This window comes from Bacteroides sp. MSK.20.12 (assembly GCF_019052435.1).
GTDB classification, from domain to species: Bacteria; Bacteroidota; Bacteroidia; order Bacteroidales; family Bacteroidaceae; genus Bacteroides; species Bacteroides xylanisolvens.
In genome coordinates this window covers 1-26226 of record NZ_JAHQVH010000056.1, presented here as the reverse complement: position 1 = coordinate 26226, position 26226 = coordinate 1, and the positions used below count along the sequence as shown (strand labels likewise).

The 26226-nt window shown below is 41.4% G+C and carries 29 protein-coding genes and 1 pseudogene; 9 read left to right on the top strand and 21 right to left on the bottom strand.

The features are described 5' to 3' along the window. Window positions 1-2: 2 nt before the first annotated feature. A complete protein-coding gene (locus tag KTR06_RS21845) occupies window positions 3-206 on the bottom strand; it encodes a helix-turn-helix domain-containing protein (protein WP_054349570.1) in 204 nt (67 codons plus the stop codon). A 680-nt stretch (window positions 207-886) separates the two neighbouring features. Here KTR06_RS21845 and KTR06_RS21840 point away from each other — a divergent pair. Both KTR06_RS21840 and KTR06_RS21835 read left to right on the top strand, forming a co-directional pair. Next, window positions 887-1159 carry a helix-turn-helix domain-containing protein gene (locus KTR06_RS21840; RefSeq protein WP_217290793.1) on the top strand — a complete coding sequence of 91 codons (273 nt, stop codon included), beginning with the start codon at window positions 887-889 and terminating at the stop codon, window positions 1157-1159. Window positions 1160-1177: 18 nt separating this feature from the next. Next, on the top strand, window positions 1178-1471 hold the full coding sequence (locus KTR06_RS21835; protein ID WP_217290792.1) for a helix-turn-helix domain-containing protein: 294 nt from the start codon (window positions 1178-1180) through the stop codon (window positions 1469-1471). Window positions 1472-2065: 594 nt separating this feature from the next. Here the strand turns inward: KTR06_RS21835 and KTR06_RS21830 are convergent. Further along, window positions 2066-3298: a site-specific integrase gene (locus tag KTR06_RS21830; protein WP_217290791.1), complete on the bottom strand. Its 1233-nt coding sequence runs from the start codon at window positions 3296-3298 to the stop codon at window positions 2066-2068. Between the two features lie 831 nt (window positions 3299-4129). On the opposite strand from KTR06_RS21830, the gene KTR06_RS21825 reads away from it, so the two are divergent. The 3 genes from KTR06_RS21825 (at window position 4130) to KTR06_RS21815 (ending at window position 8966) form a co-directional block, all read left to right on the top strand. Next, entirely contained in the window at window positions 4130-6019 is a 1890-nt protein-coding gene (locus tag KTR06_RS21825) for a P-loop NTPase fold protein (RefSeq protein WP_036629362.1), read from the top strand. A gap of 96 nt (window positions 6020-6115) precedes the next feature. Beyond that, window positions 6116-8008 (top strand): AAA family ATPase, encoded by a 1893-nt coding sequence (locus KTR06_RS21820; RefSeq protein ID WP_192917108.1) that lies wholly within the window; start codon window positions 6116-6118, stop codon window positions 8006-8008. Further along, window positions 7986-8966, top strand: coding sequence for a hypothetical protein (locus KTR06_RS21815; protein WP_151853843.1), 981 nt, complete (start codon window positions 7986-7988; stop codon window positions 8964-8966). Before KTR06_RS21820 ends, KTR06_RS21815 begins: the two co-directional genes overlap by 23 nt. A gap of 324 nt (window positions 8967-9290) precedes the next feature. On the opposite strand, the gene KTR06_RS21810 is transcribed toward KTR06_RS21815, so the two are convergent. Genes KTR06_RS21810 through KTR06_RS21800 form a run of 3 tightly spaced genes read right to left on the bottom strand, consistent with a single transcriptional unit; the run spans window position 9291 to window position 11034 of the window. Beyond that, window positions 9291-9971, bottom strand: coding sequence for a hypothetical protein (locus KTR06_RS21810; protein WP_036631691.1), 681 nt, complete (start codon window positions 9969-9971; stop codon window positions 9291-9293). Between the two features lie 2 nt (window positions 9972-9973). Next, window positions 9974-10816 (bottom strand): hypothetical protein, encoded by an 843-nt coding sequence (locus tag KTR06_RS21805; RefSeq protein ID WP_036631692.1) that lies wholly within the window; start codon window positions 10814-10816, stop codon window positions 9974-9976. Next, a complete protein-coding gene (locus KTR06_RS21800; RefSeq protein ID WP_051636094.1) occupies window positions 10783-11034 on the bottom strand; it encodes a DUF1653 domain-containing protein in 252 nt (83 codons plus the stop codon). Before KTR06_RS21800 ends, KTR06_RS21805 begins: the two co-directional genes overlap by 34 nt. A gap of 368 nt (window positions 11035-11402) precedes the next feature. On the opposite strand from KTR06_RS21800, the gene KTR06_RS21795 reads away from it, so the two are divergent. Further along, entirely contained in the window at window positions 11403-12266 is an 864-nt protein-coding gene (locus tag KTR06_RS21795; RefSeq protein ID WP_151853415.1) for a toprim domain-containing protein, read from the top strand. Between the two features lie 100 nt (window positions 12267-12366). On the opposite strand, the gene KTR06_RS21790 is transcribed toward KTR06_RS21795, so the two are convergent. The 3 genes from KTR06_RS21790 to KTR06_RS21780 all read right to left on the bottom strand — a co-directional run bounded on the left by KTR06_RS21790 (window position 12367) and on the right by KTR06_RS21780 (window position 14087). Then, window positions 12367-13146 carry a DUF4121 family protein gene (locus tag KTR06_RS21790; protein WP_151853416.1) on the bottom strand — a complete coding sequence of 260 codons (780 nt, stop codon included), beginning with the start codon at window positions 13144-13146 and terminating at the stop codon, window positions 12367-12369. Between the two features lie 348 nt (window positions 13147-13494). Continuing rightward, window positions 13495-13797 (bottom strand): helix-turn-helix domain-containing protein, encoded by a 303-nt coding sequence (locus tag KTR06_RS21785; protein WP_151853417.1) that lies wholly within the window; start codon window positions 13795-13797, stop codon window positions 13495-13497. Then, window positions 13794-14087 carry a helix-turn-helix domain-containing protein gene (locus KTR06_RS21780; RefSeq protein ID WP_004288683.1) on the bottom strand — a complete coding sequence of 98 codons (294 nt, stop codon included), beginning with the start codon at window positions 14085-14087 and terminating at the stop codon, window positions 13794-13796. The genes KTR06_RS21785 and KTR06_RS21780 overlap by 4 nt, the downstream gene beginning before the upstream one ends. Before the next feature lie 210 nt (window positions 14088-14297). Between KTR06_RS21780 and KTR06_RS21775 the strand changes: the two genes are divergently transcribed. From KTR06_RS21775 to KTR06_RS24815, 3 genes and pseudogenes are all read left to right on the top strand, one after another. Continuing rightward, entirely contained in the window at window positions 14298-15128 is an 831-nt protein-coding gene (locus KTR06_RS21775; RefSeq protein ID WP_192914061.1) for a phosphoribosyltransferase, read from the top strand. 238 nt (window positions 15129-15366) lie between these two features. Beyond that, window positions 15367-15669: a helix-turn-helix domain-containing protein gene (locus KTR06_RS21770; RefSeq protein ID WP_151853419.1), complete on the top strand. Its 303-nt coding sequence runs from the start codon at window positions 15367-15369 to the stop codon at window positions 15667-15669. Between the two features lie 21 nt (window positions 15670-15690). Further along, window positions 15691-15867 (top strand): annotated as a pseudogene (locus KTR06_RS24815) (NYN domain-containing protein); the annotation flags it as partial. Window positions 15868-15886: 19 nt separating this feature from the next. Here the strand turns inward: KTR06_RS24815 and KTR06_RS21765 are convergent. The 13 genes from KTR06_RS21765 to KTR06_RS21705 form a co-directional block, all read right to left on the bottom strand. After that, window positions 15887-16342 (bottom strand): hypothetical protein, encoded by a 456-nt coding sequence (locus tag KTR06_RS21765; protein WP_151853844.1) that lies wholly within the window; start codon window positions 16340-16342, stop codon window positions 15887-15889. After that, window positions 16332-17375 carry a hypothetical protein gene (locus tag KTR06_RS21760; protein WP_151853337.1) on the bottom strand — a complete coding sequence of 348 codons (1044 nt, stop codon included), beginning with the start codon at window positions 17373-17375 and terminating at the stop codon, window positions 16332-16334. Before KTR06_RS21760 ends, KTR06_RS21765 begins: the two co-directional genes overlap by 11 nt. A gap of 1 nt (window position 17376) precedes the next feature. Then, window positions 17377-18303, bottom strand: coding sequence for a type VI secretion system tube protein TssD (tssD, locus tag KTR06_RS21755; RefSeq protein ID WP_151853338.1), 927 nt, complete (start codon window positions 18301-18303; stop codon window positions 17377-17379). Between the two features lie 159 nt (window positions 18304-18462). Next, complete coding sequence (locus KTR06_RS21750) at window positions 18463-19242, bottom strand: PRTRC system ThiF family protein (RefSeq protein WP_146265065.1); 780 nt, start codon at window positions 19240-19242, stop codon at window positions 18463-18465. Then, window positions 19239-19940, bottom strand: coding sequence for a prokaryotic E2 ligase family D protein (locus KTR06_RS21745; RefSeq protein WP_057098230.1), 702 nt, complete (start codon window positions 19938-19940; stop codon window positions 19239-19241). The genes KTR06_RS21750 and KTR06_RS21745 overlap by 4 nt, the downstream gene beginning before the upstream one ends. Before the next feature lie 10 nt (window positions 19941-19950). Continuing rightward, complete coding sequence (locus KTR06_RS21740; protein ID WP_151853339.1) at window positions 19951-21060, bottom strand: hypothetical protein; 1110 nt, start codon at window positions 21058-21060, stop codon at window positions 19951-19953. A 34-nt stretch (window positions 21061-21094) separates the two neighbouring features. Next, the gene (locus KTR06_RS21735) at window positions 21095-21316 is read right to left on the bottom strand and encodes a PRTRC system protein C (protein ID WP_005858542.1); all 222 of its coding nucleotides are present in this window, start codon (window positions 21314-21316) and stop codon (window positions 21095-21097) included. A gap of 21 nt (window positions 21317-21337) precedes the next feature. Next, window positions 21338-22312, bottom strand: coding sequence for a PRTRC system protein E (locus KTR06_RS21730; RefSeq protein ID WP_036631737.1), 975 nt, complete (start codon window positions 22310-22312; stop codon window positions 21338-21340). A gap of 19 nt (window positions 22313-22331) precedes the next feature. Continuing rightward, complete coding sequence (locus tag KTR06_RS21725) at window positions 22332-22541, bottom strand: hypothetical protein (protein WP_005858546.1); 210 nt, start codon at window positions 22539-22541, stop codon at window positions 22332-22334. Window positions 22542-22559: 18 nt separating this feature from the next. Then, a complete protein-coding gene (locus KTR06_RS21720) occupies window positions 22560-22772 on the bottom strand; it encodes a hypothetical protein (protein ID WP_005858548.1) in 213 nt (70 codons plus the stop codon). A gap of 296 nt (window positions 22773-23068) precedes the next feature. Beyond that, a complete protein-coding gene (locus tag KTR06_RS21715) occupies window positions 23069-24841 on the bottom strand; it encodes a DNA topoisomerase (protein ID WP_217290790.1) in 1773 nt (590 codons plus the stop codon). A gap of 72 nt (window positions 24842-24913) precedes the next feature. Then, window positions 24914-25186 carry a DUF4099 domain-containing protein gene (locus KTR06_RS21710; RefSeq protein ID WP_119193985.1) on the bottom strand — a complete coding sequence of 91 codons (273 nt, stop codon included), beginning with the start codon at window positions 25184-25186 and terminating at the stop codon, window positions 24914-24916. A gap of 53 nt (window positions 25187-25239) precedes the next feature. Further along, the coding region (locus KTR06_RS21705; protein WP_155152576.1) for a DUF3945 domain-containing protein at window positions 25240-26226 on the bottom strand (987 nt) is incomplete at its 5' end.

The following is a 26226-nucleotide window of genomic DNA, read 5'->3' as shown; positions in this document are numbered from 1 at the left end:
AGTTATTGTTTCGTAATAACGATTAGTTCTCTGGTATCAACATCTAATACTTTCGCAATATTCACCAGCATCTCCAACGATGGCTGCATCTTGTTTGAGCACCATTTGGAAACAGTTGAGGGGTCTTTGCCTAACTGCTCGGCAAGCCATTTACCGGTTTTCTTTTGTTCAACCAATACTACTTTTAGTCTATTTAAATCTTTCATTATTTACACATTTTATTGGCGTATACCGCAAATTTAGTGATAATATGCGAAACTGTGTCTTTTTGAAGTAACTTTTTTATCGCATGAATTGTAATTTTTATAATCCAAGAATGAAAATTTGGATAGTTTATATGAATATTTCGAGCATAAAACTTGTACATAAAGTGAAGGTATTTGCAATATAAAAGCATCAAATCCACCCGACTTTGGAGGGTAGGGTACAGAGAGGTAGTTTTGGGACGCCGAAAACATTTCGGGTGCCCCAAAACACAACTTGCTATGTTCGCTTGAACATGAATTTTCAGTGCCTGAAAATTATCCTATGGCAGCCTAAATTTTACTGAAAAATTAGCATTGGTGCGTTGGTTATAACACTTGTTGGTTACTTGTTTATAACCAATAAGCAAAGCAAGCAATCAAGAATGAGTGCAATCATTATTGATTGTAACAAGTAATGCAATCATTCAACCTTGCAATCTCTCATACTTGCAGTCATGCAATCTTGCAATCTATCAATCACTCTTTCTGTATTTGGGATAGCGATTTACATTCTAAAATACTACCACTTATGCAATCTAATGACACTTGACGACACGTAATGTCGGGATTGCAGAATGTATTATTTTTTGTTTTTACTTAGCATTTGAAAAGCGAATATTTAATGTAAAAATGAAATAGATATGGAGATTATCAGTATTGAGAAAAAGACCTTTGAGGAGCTTGTGTCGCGCCTCGGGCAGTTCGTTAAGCGGATGGATAGTATTAACCGCCAGCGTAGTAGCAGGCGTATGAGCGATTGGATGGACAACCAAGATGTCTGTCAGGCATTGAAGATTAGTCCTCGTACATTACAGACCTTGCGGGATAGTGGGCGATTGCCACACTCTAAGATAAACAACCGCATATACTATCGCCCCGAAGATGTGGAGCGACTTATTGAAAATGATGTTTAACCTATAAATTCTATGCCTATGAGTAACGAAGTTATCACGCACAAGCACGAGTGGTTACGCGGTCTATTCTCGGAACTTGACCGCATTGCCAAAGATGCCGCAATGGTGGCAGACGAGAATCAACCGCTATTGGGTGGCGAACACTATTTGACCGACAGGGAGTTATCGCAACGCTTGAAAATCAGTCGCCGCACCTTGCAGGACTATCGCAACAACGGTATTTTGCCATACCGCCAACTGGGTGGAAAAATTCTCTATCGTGAAAGCGATATTGAACGAGTATTGCAAAGTTGCTATCGAGGCAAATTTTAGATTATACCCTATAAGGTATAATATGGGTTAAGTACTTGCAAATTACACCCGATAGGGTATATTATAAGTGTAAAGGAAACACTGACTAAACTTATTATGCAGAGTTGGGAGCGAGCTGCCTTTGTCCCCAACTCTGTTTTTCTATAATAATAGCGTCTTGATTGTAATTTGAAGATTGATACTCTTAATAGATTTGACCTAGAAGCTGTTTGAATTTTATTTCGAGATTATTTGAGAGCTAATTTCGTGTAAATTTTCATTTGGGGTATGCGGGTAATAGTGGACTATTTCCAATTATCACAAATGAAAAGTTGCCGAAAAGAGCCTCAAAGAAGCCGAAACTATCTTTTGCAGCAACGAACAAACTCTTTCAATAAAATTCAAAACAGCTTCTTATTATGCGTCGTAGGTCGCTTCGCTTGCTTCGTCCCAACCCCATCCCCAACTCGGACGGTGATACCGGAGAGTTTTTTCGGGTGAAAAATTATCGTAGAGAATTTTTTGCTCGAAAACCCGTGGGCTTGAACTCGCAGGTATTGCCCTCCGAGTTAACTTTATAATGGGGCGAAAGCAAGTGAAGCGTACCGCAGACTTCTATCCTAAATTCACTATTGCACTCTTTACATTCATCATATCCTTCAATATCGAGCTGTCAAGCACTTTTGCATAGTGTTGCGTCATCTTAATATTTGAGTGTCCGAGCATCTTTGCTACATTCTCTATGCTCACACCGTTAGCCAGGCACACAGATGTCGCGTAGGAATGGCGTGCCACGTGAGTGCTAAGATGCTTCTGGATTCCGCAGACATCGGCTATCTCTTTCAGGTAGCTGTTCATATTTTGATTACAAGGTACAGGGAGTAATACGCCACGCTTGATGCAAGTTGGATTGTTCTCATACTTTTTGAGTATTGCCAATGGGATATCCAGCAACGGGATATTGCACATATTATTTGTCTTTTGGCGCGTCTTGCGAATCCAATAGTGCCCGTTGTTGTCTTGCACGATATGTTCGGCTGCGAGTTGCTGAACATCTATAAATGCCAATCCCGTAAAGGCGGCGAAGATAAACACATCACGCACCAATGCAAGACGAGGCAGCGCAAACTCCTTTTGGTATATTGTCATAAGTTCGTCCATAGTCAAAAACTCACGAACCACCTCTTTCTCGTGAAACTTAATACCTGCAAAAGGATTCTTCTCTATCCACTCGTTGGCAAGTGCGAGGTTGATAATCTTCTTCAAGCACTTCATATAGCGGATAACGGTATTCTGCTGACAATTTTTCTCTGTCTTCAAATAGAACTCAAAGGCTCGCACAAGTTCGCCGTTTACCTCCGTAATAGGCAAATCATCCTTGTCATATTTCAGTTTGATAAGTTCGGCAAGATAGCGGGTACAACTTTCGTAGCGTCTTACGGTGATTAGGGTAAAATCTTTACCTACCAATGCTCGGCATTGCTCATTATGTTCACGCATAGTACCGATGATGGTGCGTACTTGCTCCACCTTTTTGTCCACTCCAAAGAACTTTTCCTGCAATATTCGGGCAGTGATAAGTTCCCCATTCTCTTCAAGTTGCGTGTAAATTCGGTGGAGTTTGATTCGACTCTCCTCGATGTAGTTATTAAGCTCGGTTGATTTACGACTTTTGCCCCTCGCACACTCCTTTGCCTGGTTCCACGATACTGGCTCGATGCTTTTGCGAATGTTTGTTTCTACTCTTGCGCCATTGACTGTGATACGCATACATACTGAAGCCTCACCGTTCTTCAGCAGTTTGGTTTTCTTGATAAAGAAAAGCACATTAAATGAATCTCGTCTCATTTTCTCCTACTTTTAAGTTAAACATTAGTTCGACAAATGTAGGAATCCGAGTCCGTTTTGATACTATGCAAAATATTGTGAATCAGCGAAAAAACGCTCTTTCAAGGTGGAGATGTTTGGAACACCCGTTTGCTCCACCTCTTGCTCCACCAAAGGCGGTCGTGAACCGCACTTTTTTGCGTTTTTGGGAAAAATAAAAAATCCCGATTTTCGTTGAAAATCAGGATTTTACATTGTTTTGCTTTTCTTTGCTGTGGTGCCACCAGGAATCGAACCTTTTAGTTTGGTTTACTCTAATCCCTTGATTGACAGCACCTTTTTGCTTTATTTCTTATGAAAACCATCGAATTAGCTTTACACTAAATTCATCGCTTTTCTTTATCAATTCAACAATCATTATCTTTTTGACGATGCGAAGATAAGCAAAAGGTTCGATTTCTGCAAGCCTTTATTAGATTTTTAAACGAAGAACTATGGCTCTTTATCTCAAGAAACGAGCGATTTTGTTAATATGTTGATTGTTAGTATTTTTATTTACTATGTGCTTAACTTTTAATTCTTTTTGTTTGTTTAACAGCCCAAACAGCAAGGTTAGGTGTATTGAAAATCAGCCTAATATTTTTTCGTTTTTAAATGAAAGAGCCGTGAGAAGAAACCTGAAATTTAGTTGTATGGATGTTATTGTATTTAAGAAATTTCACTAACTTTGTTTGTTGTGGATGTGGCGATAATGGATTTGCAGCGTCATTTACTATTTCATATTTAATGTTCTTATTGCTACATTCTTATTTTCCAATGGAGTTAAAATAGAATTATGTTAATAACAAAAGTATGAACAGTTTAATTCTTGATTTTTTAGACAGTTATGCTGGTAATCCTAATCCTCAGTATGCCGTGATGCTGAAAGGAAAATGGGGATGTGGTAAAACTCATCTTATAAAGCAATGGAAGAAGAAGTTTGATAAGACCTCAGATACCAATGAGGAAATTACACTAAAGCCCATCTATATTTCGACCTATGGAATGGATAGCGTGAATGATATTAAGACTGCTATAGATAGAGAATTAAATCCTTTCTTTTATTCGAAAACAGGGCGCTTCATAAAAGGAGCTTTGAAATTAGCCGGTAAGATAGTCTTCAAAACAAGTATGGATTTTAATGAAGATTCTAAAGAGGATGGTTCATTTTCCGCAACACTGGATTCATTGTCGTTACTACAAGTGGAAGACGATAGTATAAAAGGTGTAAAATTTCTGATATTCGATGACATCGAAAGGTGTCTGATAGAAATGAAAGAATTGTTAGGTTTTATCAATTATTTTGTAGAGCACTGTAATTGTCATGTTGTTGTAATTGGAGATGAGAACCACCTTGAAGAACTGCCTAAGGCTGTATTGGATGAGTTTAAGGAAAAGACTATAGGCAAGGAATTTGAAATACAACCCAATATAAAAGAAGCCATCGAATACTTCCTTGACGAAGTTCCGACATCCGATTATTTGAAAGAAATGCGTGATTTCATTATTGACTGTTTTATATGTACAAAATCCGATAACTTACGGGTTTTGAGACAATGCTTATATGATTTTAAAAGCCACTTAAACAAACTTCCTTCCGAACTGATTGAAAAGGATAATATCTTTCTTAAAAATATTCTTGGTTCATTTATTGCAGTGTATGCAGAGTATAGCAATGGTGAAAGCAAAGAGTTAATTTGCAAATGGAGTGAAGAATGTAAATTCTTGCTACACCAAGATGATAATGAGGATAAGCAAAGAATGCAGCATTTGAGAGAAAAATATGATTCCTTAAATAAAAGCTTGGTATATAATGTTTTAAATCCAGGGTATGTTACGGCTATTATAAACTATATTATTACAGGTGCTCCACTTGTAGAATTCATTGCTATGGAAATAAAGGGTAATCAAAGAGAGCTAAAACCTTGGGAAAGGTTATCTGGTTTTTTCGATATGGAACAGCAAGAACTTGAAAGTATTTGTCAAGCTACTATAAATGCCATATTGGATAAAGAAATAAAAGACGCTTATCAACTTGGTTATAGTATTGCATATCTATCATATTTTGCTGCTATTGATGCTGTCTATTTGGAAAAGGATACTGTCTCTTCAATAAAAGAGAGAATAGCAGAAATGATTAATAATCAAACCAGTTTAGAAGAACTTTATCGGCTAAAAGGGCTTTTTATTAGTGGATGTAATTATGTAACCACAGATTCCAAGACTCTAATAACAGATGATATTGTGTCCTATTTTTTGCAGAAGATGAAATCAAAGATTAATGATTTACCAGATCAAATGCAAAAAGCACTACGTAATTTGACAGAAGAAACTGTCGAGGAGCTCATAATTATAGATAGGCAACCTTATCCGGATAAAAGTTGCACATACGAATATCGTACTATATTTGCATCGGAAGATGCAAATACTCTTTTTGATGCTATTTGTAAACTAAGTAATAAAAGCAGAAATTCTTTTACGCAATTTCTTTCTTATCATTATAATTTTGATTATCACCTACAAGATGTGGGGGATAGATATAAGGCAGATATTCCTTGTTTACTCCAATTGAATGATTTGGTTAGTAAGAAAATCAGTGTATTAAAGAGTGTGGACAGGCTTGCCTTTATAAGGTTGAAAGAGGCTTTGACTAAAGCGATTAGGAGGTGTGAAGGCAAGAATGACACCAGTGATTGTATTTAATATAAAAGCTATGCGGATTTAGATTCAGATATTTTCTACATGACAAGAACTAATTGTCTATTTATAACCATTTATCGTATAAATTTATTAAAACAAATGACAAAAGAGCGTATGGAAACCTTTAAAATCATTGGTGTACGACCATTGAAGGGATGTAATAAACATGTAATAAAAAACTTGAGACCTGATGTTTTTTATGCATTTTATAATAATTATGAGCTTAAAGATGGGAAAGTGATAAAAGGCGAACAACAAGTTCCGGATAATTTGTATGCATCCAATATTAGCCTGCACGCTATTGTTGGAATGAACGGTAGTGGAAAAAGTACAATCGTAGAATTAATTATCCGGATTATAAATAATTTGTCTTTTTATATCTTAGGAGAGCAATCTGGAACATACGCTGCTGAGCCATTGGTTCCAGTAAAACGCTTGAAGGCAGAATTGTATTATGAAAAAGATAATGTCATTTATAAGATCGCTATTTCCAACGAAGGCTTTTCATGGACAGACGAGTATGGTAATATAATGGGACACAATAGTGATGATTTGCAATCGCTGTTTTATACGATCGTCATCAATTATTCACATTATGCCTATAACTCATTGGAATATCAGTCCGAAATTATGGGGAGATATAAGAAAAAGTTTTGGATAGAAGCTCTTTTTCATAAGAATGACGGTTATAGAACACCCATTGTTTTGAATCCCTTCAGAGAACGAGGCAATATTGATATCAATGTGGAAACAGAATTGGCAGAACAACGTTCTATCGCTTTTTTTTCTTATTTTAAGCTTTACCACTCTATTAGTTTTCATCCCGATTATGACATTAAATCTTTTGTAATCAAACTAGATAAAGATGGTGTATCACAAAAAGTCAAACATGCGATGAAAAACTATTATCCTTGTTTGGCTAAAATAAAGGATATGAGCAAGGAGGATATGGAAAAACTAATCAAGGAGGCTTGGATAAAAAGATTTCCATTTCTTAATGGCAATAATGAATATTCAGAATATTGTTATCAATATCTTATCTATAAAACAATGTCTATCCTTGTTAAGTACTCTTTTTTTCAAGTCTATTTCAAAGAAGGTTCTAAACAAGAAAACCCATTTGGTAAGGCTGTGGATATGTTAAAAAAGGATAGAAGTCATATAACATTGAAAATTCATCAGATTCTTTATTACTTGGAAGAACCTTATTATCATGAAGGGAGATATTATTGGAGCGATTTGGAACCTTTCTTAAAGAAAAGATCGGATTCATCTGTTCAGATAGATAAAATTATGTATTTGTTACCTCCACCGATCTTCAAGACCAGTTTTTATTTATCTTATAGAACGGATAAAGGACAACTTGGAGTTGTTAATATAACTGATTTGAGTTCGGGGGAAAGACAATTGGTTTACTCAATGAGTTCAATATTGTATCATGTGCATAATATATATACCATAAAAAATGCCGAAAATCGAAAATCATATAATTGTGTACAGATTGTTTTGGAAGAAATAGAACAATATTATCATCCAGAATATCAACGTATTTTAATAGCTACTTTAATTGAATATTTGAACAAACTTAATATCGATAAGAATTTTAGGATAGACATATTGCTTGTTACTCATTCACCATTTGTGCTTAGTGATATTCCAATGGAAAATATCCTTTTTTTAGAACAAGGAAAGCCTGTCACATCAAAAGTAAAAAAGGAACTGACAGAATCTTTTGGAGCTAATATGTATGATCTCCTTCGTTTCAGTTTCTTTCTAAAGGAGAGTGCTATTGGAAAAGTGTCTTATGAGGTTATTAATAGTTTAATGACCAAGATAATGAATGATACCTCTTTTGATGTATCCTATTTCTATGAACAAACTCAAATCAATCATGGAAATCTTGACAAATACGTCAAACTGGTCGGCGACACCTTTCTTAAAAATATTCTTGATAAAAAATTAGGAAATAATGTATCAACTGAAAATAACTAAAAACACAGATGCCTTAGCGTTACAGCATTTCAATAATGTAAAGGGGCGTTTGTTAGATGATATTAATTACTTTCTTTCTGGTAAGAATAGAATAATGAATAAAGAAAAAATATCTATTCTTAGAGATAAACCTAGTGAAGATTTGTTGAGGTATTTATCTAAAGAGGAAAACTTGAAGGAACTTATAGTGTCCCATCCAGATAAGCTAAGGAGTATAATTTCAAAATTGCATTCAGATGCTTTTGATTCTAGTAAGATTTTAAATCGTATTCTTTATCATATTTTCATTGTCTTTGGATATAATGATAAGTGTTTTAATAAAGATGATTTTTATCGACAAAGCCAAGTGGGGACCTGTCCCTATTGTAATATGGTAGATATCCATTATACTCCCGCAACAGTATTCTCTAAGACGGAGAAAGGAGAATTGGATCATTTTTATCCTAAAGAAAAGTATCCAATGTTGGGATTGTCTTTTTATAATTTGATACCAAGCTGTCCTTCTTGTAACGATTTTCAGCATAAGAATAATTGGGATATCACATCAGATAAAGAGGATGCGAGCTTAACTCCAATGAAGATAATCAATCCATACGAGTATCAAGATAGTCATTTTTTCTTTGATTATAATTTGAAGTCTCACTGGGAAAATGCAGAAAACGGTGATGTGTATATATTAACAGGTGGAGATAAAAAAGATGGTTATAATGCATTGTTAAACCTGGGTTGTCGATATGATACAATACAGAATCGGGAGAATGTAATTTCCATAATTCGAAAATTGAATAGATATCCTCCCACTTATTTTGATTATTTGAACATGTTACCTATACCAGCAGATTTGATAAAAAAAGAATTTGATGATTGGGGATTCTATTTGAGAAGAGATGAGATTTGTAAATATCCTTTCAGTAAATTTAAATTGGATATATTGGAAAGAGCGAGGACCAATATGTAACTAATAAGTAAGAAGTGTCAAAACTCAATTTTAGTCCAAATGAGCTTTTTTTGATTTAAAACTTGAATATCCTTAGGGATATTCAAGTTTTAAATCAGCCAGCCAATTCATACTTAAAGTCTTGCGAATTAGTTGGTTTTTTGTATCTTTAGGAGGCTGTCTCAAAAAATAAGACGCCCCCTTTATCTATATTTTCATAAATACTCAGTTTGTTGCAACGAATATCACCTGCATTTTTAATAGCTTATAATGGAACGTGAGATATTGAAAGGTGAACGCAGATTTAGTATTAGAAAATATGATATGCAATAAAATATATCCATATTACATCATACGTTCTTTGACAAGATTTGGTATGTATTTATTTTTTTCATGCATATCTCCTAATCCTAATTTAGGATATACCATGCCACCAATTCCAGGAATGATACCTTTTTCTTTATCTTTAAGGGTGTCAATTGCAAATGTTAAGAAATTGAACTTATCTGATATGGAAGCAGGAAATTCTTTTTTCAAATTAGCTTGGGCATCTTTATACATCACAGGAGCTACGATGTAAATCTCTTGAGGATAAATATCATTAATCAAACGAGTTAACTGTGTTCGTACAACACAAGATGTACTAATAATGGATTTGACAACAACCAAAGTCCGGCATTTGTCAATTGGCTCTATATAGGATTTGATAATAGGACTATATTCTAATCCGGTAGAGGCATTTAATGTTATTCTTTCATTCCAAAAGACAGCTAAAGATACTTCCTTTTGAGACAAGCTCTCCAAAACTCCACGAGCCAACCAATCAGCATCTTCTGAAGCACAAGCCAACATTGTATTGCCATACTCACCATGTGTACGTTCATTCAAGAGTTTACCTAAAGCTTTTCCTACTAAGTAAAAGGAATGACGATAATCGTCAACAGAAATATCAGGTTTTGATAAAGCCTGTATCTGTTGAATCGTTTCGCTGTTCGCTTCATATGTCAAATTTACATAAGTTCTCATATCTAACTTAATAATTCTATTAATTCCCAAAGATCAGAAGGTTGTACATTTTCTAACTTTTGCTCTATTTCTGGAGTCCATATTATTTTGCCTGACAGTTTTTGATTACTTGTATGCCAATGCAGGTTATTTCCGCAAGTATAAAAACAGAGATCAAAACGTCTTAATATTTCTTGACTGCTATCTGCTATTTGGATATTCGGATAGGTTTTTATATTAATAAGTCCCTTACCTATTCTTTTTACTTCATCAGATATTGCCTTCAAAGAAATATTCTTTTGCTCCAAGCCAGTCCATACTCCCAAGATTGCTTCTGCAATACCCAGCAATTCATCATCTTTTGCTTCTCCCAATACTGTAATATTTTGAATAGCATTCTTGAAAGGAGGATAAGACAATATCAATTGGTTAAGACTTTTCTCAGCCGGAAAAAATGAGACTGAAGTACTTGAAACTATCTCCTCCGGAATAGGAGTAACCATCGTGGGGGAATTTGAATGAACTAACTTCAGTTCAAAATTTTCTCCCATTTCAGATGATATATCCATCTGCCGTTCAAAATCATGTTTCAGCTGTTTTGTTTGCCATGATAAATTTTTCACATCCTTGATTTGATGATATATCCGATGAGCCGTATTTGATTCTTCTATAAGAAGATCATCTACAAAACACTCTTCTAATTGGGACGTAAAATAGACAGAATCCAGTTGCGTTATATGGCTATTCATAAAAAGAGCAATACAGTAAATAGTGTAAAAACTTTCATAAATATTCCCTTTACTGTTATTATTGCCACCTTTATGTTTGTTCTTCAGATATTTTTTTTCTTGAGGGCTAATAGGCATGACATTTCTTTTTCTGCAATCTCAGTGAAACGATTTATTTCAATACCATCACGGATTACTTTGTCAAAAAACAAAGTTTTAGGACGTACCCATATTTTATGCATACCATACAAAGCTTGGTAGATTACCATCTCCTCTTGCGTTTCACTATGATAAGCATACCCTATCAATTTATATAATCCGCCTTTGAAATGCATAAAATATCGTTCCTTATCCATGATAAATCTATATTTGAGTATAAAAATAGTGAATTCCTCATTAAAAACATCGAAATGTCACAGATATTTTCTTTTTTAACGTTGTATAACGTCGCAATAAGAATAAAGGAGGAGAGATAAGGATGCTTTTTATCGACAAAGCAAGTGGGAATCTGCTCTATACTTATGTCTGCATGAATAAACAAAGGAAAATTTTATCTATCAAGTATCCATGCAAGAAGATGGGAGTATTTACGCATTGATTGATGGAACAAGTTGTCATCTGATGACTTTTAATGACATCTGATGACATTGCTTTTTATGTTTCGGGTATAAAGCGGTTCTTTGTCGTGTATTAATAGTGAACTAACCCTTGAAAATGAGATGCCATGAACATACAAGAAGCAAAGAACATTAGACTTGTTGATTTTTTAGCCGGATTCGGATACGAACCGGTAATACAGCGTGGGAACAGCGTATGGTACAAATCGCCCTTCAGGACGGAAAAGGAGGCCTCTTTCAAGGTTGACCTCCATAAGGAATTGTGGTATGATTTCGGTTTGGGGAAGGGAGGGGATATTATAACGTTGGCCAAGGAGATTTATCGGACACAAGATATAGGTTATGTACTACAGTGTATTGGGGATAAAAGAGCCGTACTGAAACCGGTTACTGTTTCCTGTCCGTTTGAAAAGGCATATCCCGCCTTTCAAGATCTGAAAATCATTCCTCTTGCCAACCGGATACTGCTTACTTATCTGAAGGAACGGTGCATCGATCTGGAAACTGCCCGAAAAATATGCAGGGAAGCTCATTTTAAACGGAATGGGAAGAATTATTTTGCCATCGCTTTCCCTAATATTTCCGGAGGGTACGAAATCAGGAACAGGTATTTCAAGGCTTGTATTGCTCCCAAGGACATCAGTCGCATCATTAGCACGCCGGAAAGCAGGATTTGCTATATTTTTGAGGGGTTTATGGATTTTCTGTCTTTCAGACCGGCTTTTCCATCTTTGGAAGAGGGGGATTATATAGTGTTGAATTCTGTCAGTAACTTACAGAAGGCTTTTTCTTTCCTTTCACAATATGACGGCATCCGTTGCTGTCTGGATAATGATACCGCCGGGAAAAATGCGGTGCAGGCATTAAAGGACAAATACGGAATCCGTATATGCGATCTTTCGCATGAATATTCCGGATATAAGGATCTGAATGAATATTTGTGCGGGAAGAACAATCTGCTCCATATCTAATAGAAGTTTTGAAAAGACTGCCTGATGATATACCCTTGTTTCCTTCCTGTCATATGTGGCAGGAGGAAACAAGGGTGATTTTTCATGTGGCGATACTGTGTTAATAGTAGAATGTGGTCAGATGCGTTTTATGGTCTTTTACAATCTTTACTTCCTGCATCTGTCCGTATATCTCACGCATGGATACCGGACAATCCATCTTTTCCCATTCTTCCGGGGAAATCCTCATGTCGGAATGCCTGAAACACAGCATGACCATTTCCTGAGAATCCTCTTCTGCGAATATGGTACCTTCATGGTCGTTGACAAACTGTTTGAGTCCATCCTCATCCTTACAGGATATTTCTCCGACGTACATATCCTCGCCCGGCCGGGTGTTTTTGCGGATATGGATTTTGAACCATTCCCGGCTTTCCGGCTGTTCAGATGCGCCACACTCCCACAGGGCTATTTTCGCATCGTAGTAAACCTCCCCGTTTTCACATGCCCCGTAATGCCCCCAATGCTTGAAACGGCCGGTAGTCCATGCCTTGAACCTTACATCGCCTGCCTTTACCAACAGACACTCACCGCCATGCATATCGCATTTGATACCCTCTTTGTCACGGGACACGAATGGAACACGGGAAAAATCCCGGAGTATAATGTTATCTCCATATACGGCATCTATAAAGAACAGCCGGGAACGCTCACCATAACCGGAAACAAAGAACAGGTTGTCTCCTGTTCGTGGATACCGGCCGGAGCGTGTCTTTTCGATGTGTTCCACCATGGTATTCACTTTATCTATATCTTCCTGTACAAGTCCGTGTATCCGATCATACCAGTAGTTCAGGCGGATGAAAGTTTCTTTGCTATACTTGTTTGTTGTCTGAATCATAATTTTCTTATTTTGTGATTAAACATTTCCGGCTTTGGCAAAGCCGGTATTTCTATCTCTTACATGTCAGACATTTGTCTTTTGCTCTGATAGTGCAAGGCTTGGCGAAAAAATACCGCAGCGAAGCGAGGATGATTTTTTCAGCCAACCAGTCCGAAGGACCGCCTTGCGCATCAGAAGCAAAAGGCTACCTTTACATGTAAGAAATAGAAATGCTGACCGATATATGATTCCAAAATAAAAAAACGTATAATCTGCCGGTTCTGTAATAAGAAAGCCATGAACCCCTCTCTTTTTATCGTTTCCATGACTTTCTTATGTTTATGTCGTGATACTTGGAAACGGGTATTACCAATGATCAAATGTTTCCACCCTGTTTTTTTCCAACAGAACAAGAATGTCCTTTTCCTTATATAAAAGTTTGCCTCCTATTTTGTAATAGGGCAGCCTGCCGTTCATTCTGTAATCAGCCAGCGTCCTTCGTGTCAGCTTCAATTTCTCCGCCAACTCGCTGTCGGTAATGTAACGCTCTCCGTTCAGAACCGGACGAAGGCTTTTTTCCTGATCATCCAGCATTTTGGACAGGGTGCTTATGTTCCGAAAAAAACGTATAATCTCAGGGCTTTCTTTAGTCAGTATGAATTGAGTCATAAGGATTCGGGGGTTACATGGTGAATACTGTTTTCCAAATAACGTATAATATCCTGACGCCTGTAATATACCTTGCGGTCTATATGGCTGTAAGGGATAATCCTGCTTCTCCGAAGTTGCAACAGCTTTCGGGGCGAGACATTCATAAGCATACACGCTTCCTGGTTATCAATCCAGTCATCCATACTACAGATGCCTCCTCCGCATGTTTCACGCATTTTCTTTTCAACGGCTTCCAAAGCCTCATTCATTTCCATGAATGCCTTAGCTTCGATACATACAAACTCCATAAACTCTGCTTTTTTTGTCCGGCACGAAAATACGGGAAGTAAAAGTCGTGGGCAAAAGGATGTCATCAAACGGCATCAGATGTCATCAGATGTCAGAGACCGCTCTGTTTGGGGAAGCAAATTAAAAGAATGGCTAAAAGTCTGTTTCTTTACCGGAAAAACAGTATTTTTATCCCGGGCAATCTGTCCGAAAATAAAAAAACAGGAAATATGGAACTGATAATCAATGCAACATTATTACTAGCGGCTATCGTTCTCTGGATATACGGACAATACTGGAGGAAAAAGTGCGGCAAGGTGCTATGCCAATATGCAGCAGCCTACGATGAGCGGGAAGACAGGGAGAAACCGCTACGTCAAGCCATCATAGCAGGAAATCCTCATGCACCGCTGTTATATGCGCTGACTTGTCCTGAGCTGTTTGATAAAGTCCGTCCGTTGCGATTGTTCTCATTCGGGAGCATTCGCTGCGTGTTTGCCGGCTATTATTTTCCCAAACGCTTTGAAAGCTGGCTTTGTGATGACCAGTTGGCATTCGTGCAAAAAGTATATGATTTCAAGGATGGAAAAGACAGCTGTACGGAATATTTTTCACAAGCATTCCTGCTTCTTTCCACTGATGAGGATATTACTGCCATGTTTATGCCGTGCAGCACATCAGACCGCTATTACAGACGTTTCTCAGGTATTGCCAGTTTTCTGGAAACGCATGGCTATGTCCGTTCAGGACTGGATTTAATATGCATTACGGAAAGCAGGGAGTGTAAACACACCTCAGAAAAACGCTCTGAAATAAATACCGCCAACTATATGATGTCAAACGATCTGTACGGAAAGCGCGTGGTGATTGTCGATGATTTGCTGACCAGCGGATCCAGCCTGATGGAATACGCCCATAATCTGGAAAGGGCCGGTGCCAAAGTGGAAGGTGCTGTATTTCTTGCCCGTACCTTTCAGATGCCTTCGCCGACAAAAGTAAAACGCCTGGTATGGAAACGCCATCTATCAGTCCTGATCCGGAGAAGGTCTGACGACCTGTAAATTGTAAAGTTTACATTCGGATTTTACAATTTTACACCTCGAATTTTTACATTTCAATTTCCCCTATACTATTTTTATATCTGTATTTTATTGATTTGCAGCATTATATAATTCCCCGTCCAATATAAACGGATAATGTGGCATACATTTTTCACTGAACATGGCATATACTCTTGAAAGTGCGCACAAGAAAAGGGTATTCCAGTAATAACCTTTAAAAAGACAGGAGAAAATTGCCATGATGTATATAGACAATGAAGTGCTTGAAAAAATGATAATGACCATAGTGGAAGGTTTTGACCGTATAGAAAAGAAACTGGACAGGATGGGACGCGTGAAGGACTGCCTGAACGGAGACGAGCTTTTGGACAACTATGACATTGCCAAACTGCTAAACGTGTCATTGCGGACAGTCGCCCGTTACAGGGAAAAAGGGCTGATTCGTTATTACCAGACGGACGATAACGGGAAAAACTTCTACAGAAGCTCGGAAATACAGGAGTTTTTACAGAAACGTGGGAAAAAAAAGATAAAAGCGTGAATGCCATCCCTGAAAAGTTATGCTACTGACAGCAAAGAAGAAGCTTCCCTTTCCCTAATCGGCGGTACTTTGAAAAGAATGATGCCAAAATTAATGGCCATAAGATATAGGTGAAAAACATTGGGCAAACTTTATGAAAAGCTGAACCGATATGAGCAGGTCATGACAGACAAATGGGCAAGTGCCGTGCAGCTGAAAAGCTGCACGGCACTACCAATCATGGTATCTCTATATTCATTTTCTTCATATACGCTGTATCCAGCTCAGCACCTTTCCAGTTTATGTCGGGAGGGAATTGTTTCCATCCGTCTTTGGGTGGGGATAATACCCATTTAGGAACAATTGTTTTTATAACATCACCATATTCATGTTGTTTTTCAGAATACTTAATCAGTAGCCTATCTTCTGCAAGATTATAATTGCTCAGAGTGGCTTCTGTATATGTATTATAGTTTTTTCCATAGACTTCATATGAAAAACTATAACGCATAGTAGAAGTTTTCCCTATAAAGTATTTACTACCTTTGTACTTAGCTATAGTATAGCGTACATTTTCGGAACTATAAAAGTAATATTTATCAGAAAAATAGATGTAAGTCATATTTACAGCCAATAAGATACCTACTATTATCCAACAATTATCTTTTATCCAATTTATATACTTATTTACCATTTGTTTCTTTATTATTAGTTTTTGGAAAAATAATATCAATCTTGTTCTGAAAAAAATCTTGAGTTAATGAAAATTCTAACTTGATAGCCCCTTGATCTAAGATCTCCCCAAATCTTAATCCTCGATAGACCGTTTGCATTGCTGTCTCTGTTAAATGTGGAATTTGAGTTGCCGTATTCAGTCCTACTGAAAGAACTATTTCTCTTTTGTTCTGTATCTCAAAAGGAATCTTGCTTTCCACTTTACTGAAAGCATATCCTAATCCCCAATTAATAAGGAACCTTTCTGTAGAAATTGAATCAAAAACACTTTCTTGTTTTTCTATACTGTAATTAAAGGCAGACGATAACGCAGAACTAAAACCAAGTGGCAATCCCAACGCACTAGCTTCTACTTCTACAAAATTGATTGATTTCATAGCTTCCTTTTGTGCGACTTTGAAACTCATATCTTCAATATAAATGTTATAAATTGTTTTATAAGCATACTGCCAAGAAGCATTACCCACTCCTGCCTTCAGTATCATTTTCAGTGTTGTATGTTTTGGGTACAGCATTTTTGCTGTAATGTTTGACAATGTATGCTGTCCTGGAGCATTTCTCATTATGGCATTTGAAACTGTACGCACTCCTTTAGTGCCGATATCTTTCATAGCTGCTGTCAGCCGTGATGTCAAGGTTGCATTATGGGAAACAGAACTTCCCCATAATCTGCCACCAACCTTTCCCAAGGAAGTAAAACCGAGTGAAGCTCCTGCGGTGGATATGGCGGAAATAATCCCTGCTGCCGTCAAAGCGGCTTGAACAAACTGTTGACTGGTTTCTTCCCTTGCCGCATTGAAAGCCAGATTAAAATAAAACTGTTCTTCCTCTAATGAAGTGGCATTTTTCATGCATTTTCTGAACAATGCAGGATTACGGTGAAGCACCATACCCAATTGCCTGCGCATCCATCCCGGCATTTTACCTTTCACTACCACTTCCGGCAGCTGGAAGTGGTATTCATTCTTGTCATTTGTATTCTTATGTTCCATATCACTCTTCTGCCCATTTACCATTATTGAAATCTATATTTCCGAACTTCAGGAACTCCGGTGTGAAAATCATTTCCAAAAGGATTCCATCGGTTGCAGTTGATACGGATTTTTTATAGCTTATACAATATGCGTTCTCAAAACGAATGGAAAGAACGGCACTGGACAGCCCATCAGGATTCCTGAAAATGATGTAACCGGAGTGTTGCTGCTTGTATTTATACATAGCCCAATGGTTGAACAGAAAATTTGAAGGATGGTTCAGTGATATGGAAAACAATCCTCCTTTCTCTTCCCATGCGGGTTCTCCTTTGTGATTCACACGTTGCATAAATTCTATGGAGAAAGAGTCCAGACTATACGAATTCAGTTCTCTGTCCCCGTCAATCTCCATAAATGCCTTGATACATGGGTCAACAACAATGGGAATTGCCTTGTCTGCATTATAGGTCGAGTTGAATATGGTTGCTGTCCGTTGCGGTTTATCCCGACTTTCCTGCCATTCATAAAACAGAGAGTCCGAGCCTAATGTAACATCTTCACCTTGCAATGTGAGTATGGTTGTGACAAGACCTTGTTTGCCAAACCCTTCATAAGAAAACTTCATTGCAATGCAAGCTACATTAAGTAACTGCAATGTTTCTTCGGGTATTCTTGCTTCCGATAGATTCAAGACCTCCAGCTGCACATTCATCCTTTCTTCACTTCCAAGAATCCATTTATGAAGATATTGGGGAGGAAATCCCCTGAATGCAACGGTAACCATACCGCCAATGATAGGAGTGGAAGGTTTGCCGTTATCGCTGATCCCTCTGTCGAAAGAGTATTCCATACTTTCCACCTCAAAGACATCCGTGAAAAAAGGCACACCGTCAGAATTTGTATTATAAATGCTGCCTGTTCTCATTATTGTTTTGTATCCAGCCATAAACCACAATTTTGTTTCGTTTGCAAGTAATGAAAAATAAGGGATAATTCCAAAAACTATACAAAAATAGTTTCACATATATACAAGAAAGTGAGGGAAATATAAAAAAGGCAGTTTCCCTTTGTCTGCCCAGACAATAGGAAAACGCCTTTTTGTGTTCTATACCGGGATGGGGTTTACCCGTAACGTGTCAAGATTGAGATAGGCTCCCCGGTAGAACGTTCTTCCTTCCCTGAGCATGCGCCACAGGACGTCGCATCCGATTTGTGCCAACATGGAATTGATGAAGAGATCCTGTTTTTGCAATGCCTCAGTCAGCGAGCAGCTCGGTCCTGAATCCTTCTCCCTGATGGTGGAATAAGGGACTTCCTCCGTTATGACGTTCATCTTGGGTATAGGCAGGTATTCAGTGGAGGAGGGCTGCGGTATCTTGCTTTTGACATTACCTATCAGTACTTGTCCGGTGGTCTGGGCATTGCCGAAATCCATCCAGTATATCGGTGATTTCTCGTCATCGTATGAACGTTCCCTATGCTTTTTCAAAAAACGCCACAGACCGGTCCGTGAACGGGTGGTATCCGTGCAGGTGATGATGATATTCGCCAAAACGGAATCTGATGTTCCTGACGGATAGCATTGCCTTTTTGCCTCCCATGAAAAGCCGAAAAAGCGGTTGATACGGGTTACAAGTGCCACCGCCTTGTTCAGTCCGAGCTCGGATTCGCTGAACAACTGGCGTCCGATATTCGCTTCCGTGACAGTATCGGGGTCAAAAACCGTCACGTGCAGGCCCGGATGTCCGAGTGCCTGCAATGCGATACTCATTCTTGCCAGATTGGTGGCCACCTGCGATCCGGTTCCGCCCGCACCGATTACGAAAACGGTTACGGGATGGTGGGGATTGAGCAGGTATCTGTCTGTATAATGAATCTTTTTCATACCAATAAGTCTTTAAGTTGTCTGTCCATAGGTTTCAATTCGTTATAGTCAAACGGATTGGTCCGTGCCTTTTCCGTCACCGAAACCAGATTGCTTTCGGTGGGATTCCTGCTTCCTCCCAAATGGGAAAATTCACTGAGCCAGAAGCGTTTTTCCCAATACTCAAGGAGTTTTGAGAAAGTCATGTTTTCCGGAGGAGTCAACGAGGCATTTCCCAGACAGACACTGCTTCCCGTTACATTGAAAAACGGGGCAAGGAAAAGCGGGCTGTCTTCTGCCGGTGCTTCTCCCTTATAGGCAAAAATTTCCAGTCTGTCACCGGAAACCCTGTAAATGACACCGGGTACATGGAATGTCCCGTCCGGAATATTCAGCCTTTCGGAAAAGAACATCTGCCGTTTTCCTGGAGGATTGTACCAGATGTACCTCTCGTGTCCCTTGCGTGTATCGCACCACAGCATATTGGCGGGGATTTTCCCATGCGGTACATCCTGCCGGTTATCCGTATAGTATTCCACAAGGGAGTCCATAAATTCATACGTAACGGGGACGGCAGCCTCCATCCGGCCTCTGTCGTTGATCGGATGCAGTTCGAGATAATATGTCCCGTGTCCATAGCGGCCATCACTGTATTCGTAAGCAATCAGTGCCGCTTTGGGAACCATCACCTGTTGAAGTTTCTTAGTCAGTTCATTCATTTCATTCGTTTTAAAAGTTGTCATCAATATAGTCTGTAAAACGCACCAACCATCTGGAAAGCCTTTCCGGATAGTCATCCATCTGAAAAAGACAGTCCGTTTCCGGTGTCAGTAGCTTGTAAGTGACCGGAGTAAGGGCATAGACCTCCCGGTAGTCCGAATTCATATACTCCTTGACACACTCCATCAGCGTATCACCAGTAGAATAGACCAGCATGACCTGGCTTTCCATTCCCACCGGGGGAAAATCGCATTCCTCTTCATAAGCCCAATCGTACTGGTAGCCTGTCAGGACCGGGCTTTCCGGAGTAATCAATGCCATGCCGTCCTCTATCAGTTCCAACAGCTTCAGCTCTTTTTCCTTTTTTGTCCGGTAATTCCGCACAGCCTCTTCCAAAGACTTGCAGAACGGTTTGCCCGACATCCGTCTGAGTGCTTTCATCCGTTTTCCAGACTGATAGGAATCCGCCAGTCGTCTGTTCGCCCTGATCTCCTTCGGGGAAGCATCGGAATCCCGGTTTCCCCAGTCTTCCAGCTCTTCTATGGCCAAGTCATAATAAAATGTCTCGGTAACATCGTACAGCCCGTGATGCCGGACAAATTGCCGGATGAACTCCCTGACAATGTCCTTTAATGGTACCGGAAGCCGTTCCGTAAAATCAACCGGAATCCAAAACAAAGCAGGTTCCGGCCAGTCATGATGGCGGAACAGACAGAAATGCAGCCTTCCGCTTTTCTTTTCCAGATTGATACACTCCGGTACACACTCTTCCATAACTCTGTACAACTCGGCAATATTCAGGCGGGGGCACCCCCCTTTCCTGTATCGGAAAGGGAGTTTTATGCCCATAAGTTCCGCATATCTTGATGCCGACCGGTAGAGATAGTCAAAATTTTCCGGAGTCGTGAGATTGACCGGAGAATCATTATCCATATCCTGATGCCAATAATCCGGTGCAAGGGGTGTGATTCTACCGGTCAGAAAAGCATTGTGCTTCCCGGTGGCAGAAGTATCCTTCTTTTCCGTTCCGAGGTTCCCCTTCGGATGTGGGACGAACTTACTGAGAGAATAATCAGCCGTGCCAGTCCATCCTTGGCTTGTTCTGAAAGCTGTCTGCATGTTTCCTTATCCTTTTTTTTCTTGTTCATACCGCTTACCCTTTCACTCCGATGGTTGTCTTGAAGCGGTAAACCGCCTTGTCGTCCTCCCACTCAGGACCATGTACCGTTGCCGTAGTCAGTTCAGGGTAGGTCATGGAATAGAAGTCCATCACCTCGTTTACGGACAGTTCGCTGTTCGGATCATCCAACACGAGCTCCACGGAGTCCTTCTTGAATTTGAATACTCTCTGCAATCCTTTGATTTCAAGTGCCATATTATTTTTCTTTTATAGGGTTTAACAATATACCATATCCATTTGTGCCATATCCGTCATGCGGCATTCCTTCGGAAAGTCCGGATATTCCGCATAAGGGTCCTCCCTGAGCAGCTCCCGGTCATCCTCGTAATCCTTGTCGAAGTTATACATTGCAGCCTCCTGCACCGTTGCATACTGTGACGGAGCCGGTTGTTGCATCCAGCGATTGTCCGCCAATTGCGGTTGCGGCACCTGTACCGGTTGATGGAACTGGATGTCTTGCGGTTGTGGAGCAGCCTGCTGAGGAACCGGTTGCGGTGCAGGTTGCCTATATTGTACGGGCTGTACTTGCGGCTGTGCAACGGGTTGCGGAGCCGGAGCAGGCTGTTCGGGCATGAACATCGGAACTTGCTCTCCGCTCCGGTATTGTGGCGTCGGGGCTGCCATCGGTTGTGGAGCCGATTGCTGCAAGGATGGCTGTGGAGCAGTTACCGGCGGCTGTACCATGTCGAACAGACTTCCCTCGGATGCCTTCTTCTGCACTTCCGCCATTTTTTTGTCAATGTCCGCCTGTTTGTCCGGCTGTGCCAGTACCTTAGCCTGCCTGAGCCAGGTTAATGCTTCGGAATAATGCTTTCCTGCCGTGGCATCCTCAGCTTTCTTCAGCAGTTTTTCCATCTTTTCCCGTTTTTCACGGGCTTCCTTGGACTCCTTTTCCACCGTAGGCTTGGAGGTTTTGCTTTGTGAAACCGCCTGCTCTGCCTGCTTCTCGAACGATTCCAGGTTGGTAAGGATACCTTGCGCTTTCTGTACGGGTGCACCGACAGCCTGCAGGAATCCTGCATCCAGTTCTTCCGGCGTACCGTTCAGGATGAGCGGGACAATGCGTTCTCCGGCCTTTACTCCCGACCGTCTGGGAACGACGGCTACCGTCAGATTGTCGTTTACCCGTCTGATGTTGATACTCAGGTCTGTGCCTGCCGTAATCATTTGGTTGATTGCTTGAAAAAACATAATGGTAAAATTTAAAATGTTATACATAAGTTTCCTTGAAAAAATCCTTCAGGATTCTCTGCCTGTCCGGATTCGAGGCGATGCCTTTCAACGGTTCCAGATAGTAGCCGATACGTCTGGGCCCGTCTGTCGTACAGGGAGGCTGTCTTTTGACAGGTGTTGTCCGGTTTGTGGCAGGCCATGCAGCCGGCATGACCGGAGCCGAGGAGGTAAATGTGTAAGTTCTCATATCTTCTGTATTTGATGGTTATACAAGCATGCCCATGACAATCAGGACAAGGATTGTTTTCAAGACAAAGGTGAATGTCCTGAAGGCGAGACGGACCAGTGTTCCGGACATAAGGAACAGGACAGACAGGTACACGGGAATGACGCCCTTGCAGTAAAGCAGGCATATTCCCGTAAGCAGAACCAGTGCGACCACTTGCCTGCAGATGTTTTCGATGAGTTTCAGTTTCATGTCTTTAAATTTTTAAGAATGAATAATCCCATCGGGATATGTTTTCCCGATTTTATAGGCCTCCGGCCCTTGGATTGCCTTTTTGCGCAAGGCTTGGCAAAAGAAAATACCGCAGCGAAGCGAGGATGATTTTCTTTTAGCCGACCAGCCCCTGAAAGGGGCCGCCTTGCGGCAAAAACGAGGCAATCCAAGACCTTTGCCGCTTAAAAGCGGAAAAACGTATCTTGTACATATATAAAAAAGAGGCACAGACCCCAGTCTGCACCTCTTCTGTTCCGTACCTTCCGCCCAGCCGTCTATATGGAACCATGCGGCTGTCCATCTTCCGAAAGTTTCTGGAAAATCTCACCGGTAACCTCATTTACCGTTTCCAATACGCCATCCAGAAATTCTTTCTGTGTGAGTTCTCCCTGTTCAATCCGTGCCAGCTCCGCTTCCCAGCCGGAGGTGAGGGAGGCGTCAGCCACTTTCATTCCGCGTACCGTTTCATATAAAAGAAGACCTTTCGGGGTCGGGATAATGTATTTGCCCGAATACCGGATATATTTACGCTCCAGAAGCGTACGGATGATATTCGTGCGCGTGGATGCGGTTCCCAGACCGGTCTTGTCCATATAGTCCGCCAGTTCCTCATCCGTATAAGGGGCAGCGGGCAGCGATTTCCTGTGTATAAGGCTGCATCCCGTTACCGGCAGCTTCTCCTCCCGAAAAAGTTCAGGGGGTACGGGACAGAGGTCGTTGTCTTCCGCGACAAGCCGTTCCCTCTGAAAGATACCGAGCCACCCCGCTTCCAGAATACGGTATGTACGGATGCGGAACTTGCGTGCGGCACAGACCGCTTCAACCGTCGTATATTCCACCTTGCAGGGCGGCATGAACGTTTCAAGCATCCTGCCGACAACAAGGGTGTAAACCAGCCTTTCCTCCCTGTCCAGTTCCCCCGGCTGTATGCCGGTGATGACAATGGCATGATGCTCCGCCGTGTCCTGATTTCCGGTTACGCCTTTCCTTGCAGCAAGGTCGACTATACCGGCATATTGACGGAATTCCTTGCCGGACAGCAGCTTTTCCATAACCGGAGGCAACATGTCATACACGTCTCCGGGCAGCAGACGGCTGGAAGTGCGCGGGCAGGAGATCAGTTTTTTCTCATACAGGCTTTGGGTAATTTCCTGCACCCGTATGGCTGTCAGGTTATGGTAACGGTTCGCATCCTTCTGAAGCCCGGTCAGGTTATAAAGGGCAGGTGCGGTGATTTCCTCAGTCCGGCTGTTGACCGCCGTGATACGGGCATATCCTGCCGCCTTGCAGTCCTCGTAAAGTTCCAGGGCATCCCGGCGGTTGCAGAAATCTTCCACATGCCGCATCTTTATTATCTTCCCGTTCTTGCAGAGGCTGACGAATACGGGCCAGCTGTCTGCGGGAATGTGATTTTCCCTTTCCCGGTACCGTCCGCTTATCGCTGCCAATACAGGGGTCTGTACCCTTCCAAGCGAGTTGTTGCCGAAACCGACCGCCTTGCAGACGGCATAGCTCGAATTGACTCCAAGAAGCCAGTCGGCCTTGTTGCGGCTGTCTGCCGCCAAGAACAAGTTGTCGAACAGGCTGCAGGGACGAAGGTTTTCCATTCCTTTGGCAATGGCTTCGTCCGTCAAGGAGGAGATCCACAGGCGGAGGCAAGGTTTCCTGCATCCCAAAAAACGATAAAGATACCGGAACAGCATTTCCCCCTCGCGGGAAGCGTCGGTTGCCGCAACAATGGTGTCACACGCATCGAACACCCCGGCTATCACCTTCAACTGGAGCACCGCATTGATGTCGGGATTCCATCCCGTGTCCGTCTTTACATGCCGTACCGTCAGAAAAGGAGGCGGCAGCAGGGGGAAGTTCTCCCGCTCCACCCATGCCGTACCGGTATCTTTCGGCATCGCCAGGGAAAGCATGTTGCCGTATGTCCATGTTACCATGTATCCGTTTCCGCTCATATATCCGTTCTCTTTTCTGTCAGCTCCCAAAACCCTTGCTATCTCTCTGCCCACATTGGGCTTGTCAGTCACTATCGCTATCATATTCTTTTTCCTTTTGATGTTCCGTACCGTCAGGAACGGCACGGAACGTGAGTTATACTTATTGTTTCCCGGTCAAACTGCCTCCTCCTTCTGACGGAGACCGTTTATTTCCATGACCGGCCTGCCGTTGCCGTCGGGTACCAGCTTCAGCGTGGCATCCATTGTCAGGCTGAGGACCGAAATATGGAGTTTCAGCGGAATGATGCCCGTTTCCTTTCCTTGCAGCAACAGTTCCATGTTGCCTTCCGCTTCCAGTTGTTTCTTACTGATACCTGCGGCCTTCAGACCGTCCCAGTCGATATCTTCCGTCTTATAAATATGACGGGTATTCTGATCCGTATTCATACGATTCGTTTTTTTAGGTTTGTATGATTGATTCTGTTTCTCTCCGGGCAGGTCTATACCGCCTGCGATGCACCCTTCTTCTGCTCCTGCTGCTGTCCCTGTGCGGTCTCCGTCTGTGCGGCACGGCGGGAAGTGTCCCTGCGGATGTCCGGATTTTCCTGAAAATACTGCAACTGCCCGGAATAGGGATTGACTTTCAGGTAGGAACTGAAGGTCTGCCCGTTGTTTTTCAGCCCTTCGACAAGCAAAGTCTTGCCATCCTGGAGGTTCGCTTTTTCCTGTGCCGTGAACACGTGCCCGTAAACCTCCGCCGGAATACGCGGTGCCTGCTGCTCGTTGAATCCGTTCGGCGTGCGTGAATACATCGTCCTGCCGGTATTCATATCCAGCTTGACGAACGAGGAGAATTCCTCCCCGTTGCGCCCGATCATGTTTTCCAGATAGACCGGCTGTCCCTTGCGCAGGGTTTCCCTGTCTTCGGCGGTCAGCTGCACGTTGCAGATTTCCTTTGGAATATAAATCTCTCCGGTTTCCGGATTGTGCCGCGTGTAGTTCGGGCGCCCCGTTACCTTGTCTATCGTTACAAAGGACGAGAAGGTGTCATTCCTGTTCCTGAACTTCATGTCTTCCACCAGAATGGTATGTCCTTCGCTGAGCATTTTTATCTGGGTGGGCGAGAGAGGTACGCCTCCGATGGAACGTTCGTTGAAAATCTGGTTTTTCGGAAAGATGAATTCCAGTCCCCTGCGCTCGGCACTGTACTGGAGTGTGGCATCGAATTCCTTGCCCGCTTTGGAAGTCATGCCCTCCACTTTGACAGGCTGTCCCTCCTTCAGCAGCCTGATTTCCTCTGCGGTAAGTTTGACCCCGCTCACTTCCTGCGGGATGTAAACGTGCTCCTGACGGACGGCAACCAGCTCGTTGGTGCTCTTGTCAATGGAAATCAGACAGGGGGTATATTCACTGCCGCGCAGATTGAGTTCCGCCACACGCCCCATGTTGCCGGTCTCACGCAGGTTCTTCTTGTCCTCCTCGTTAAA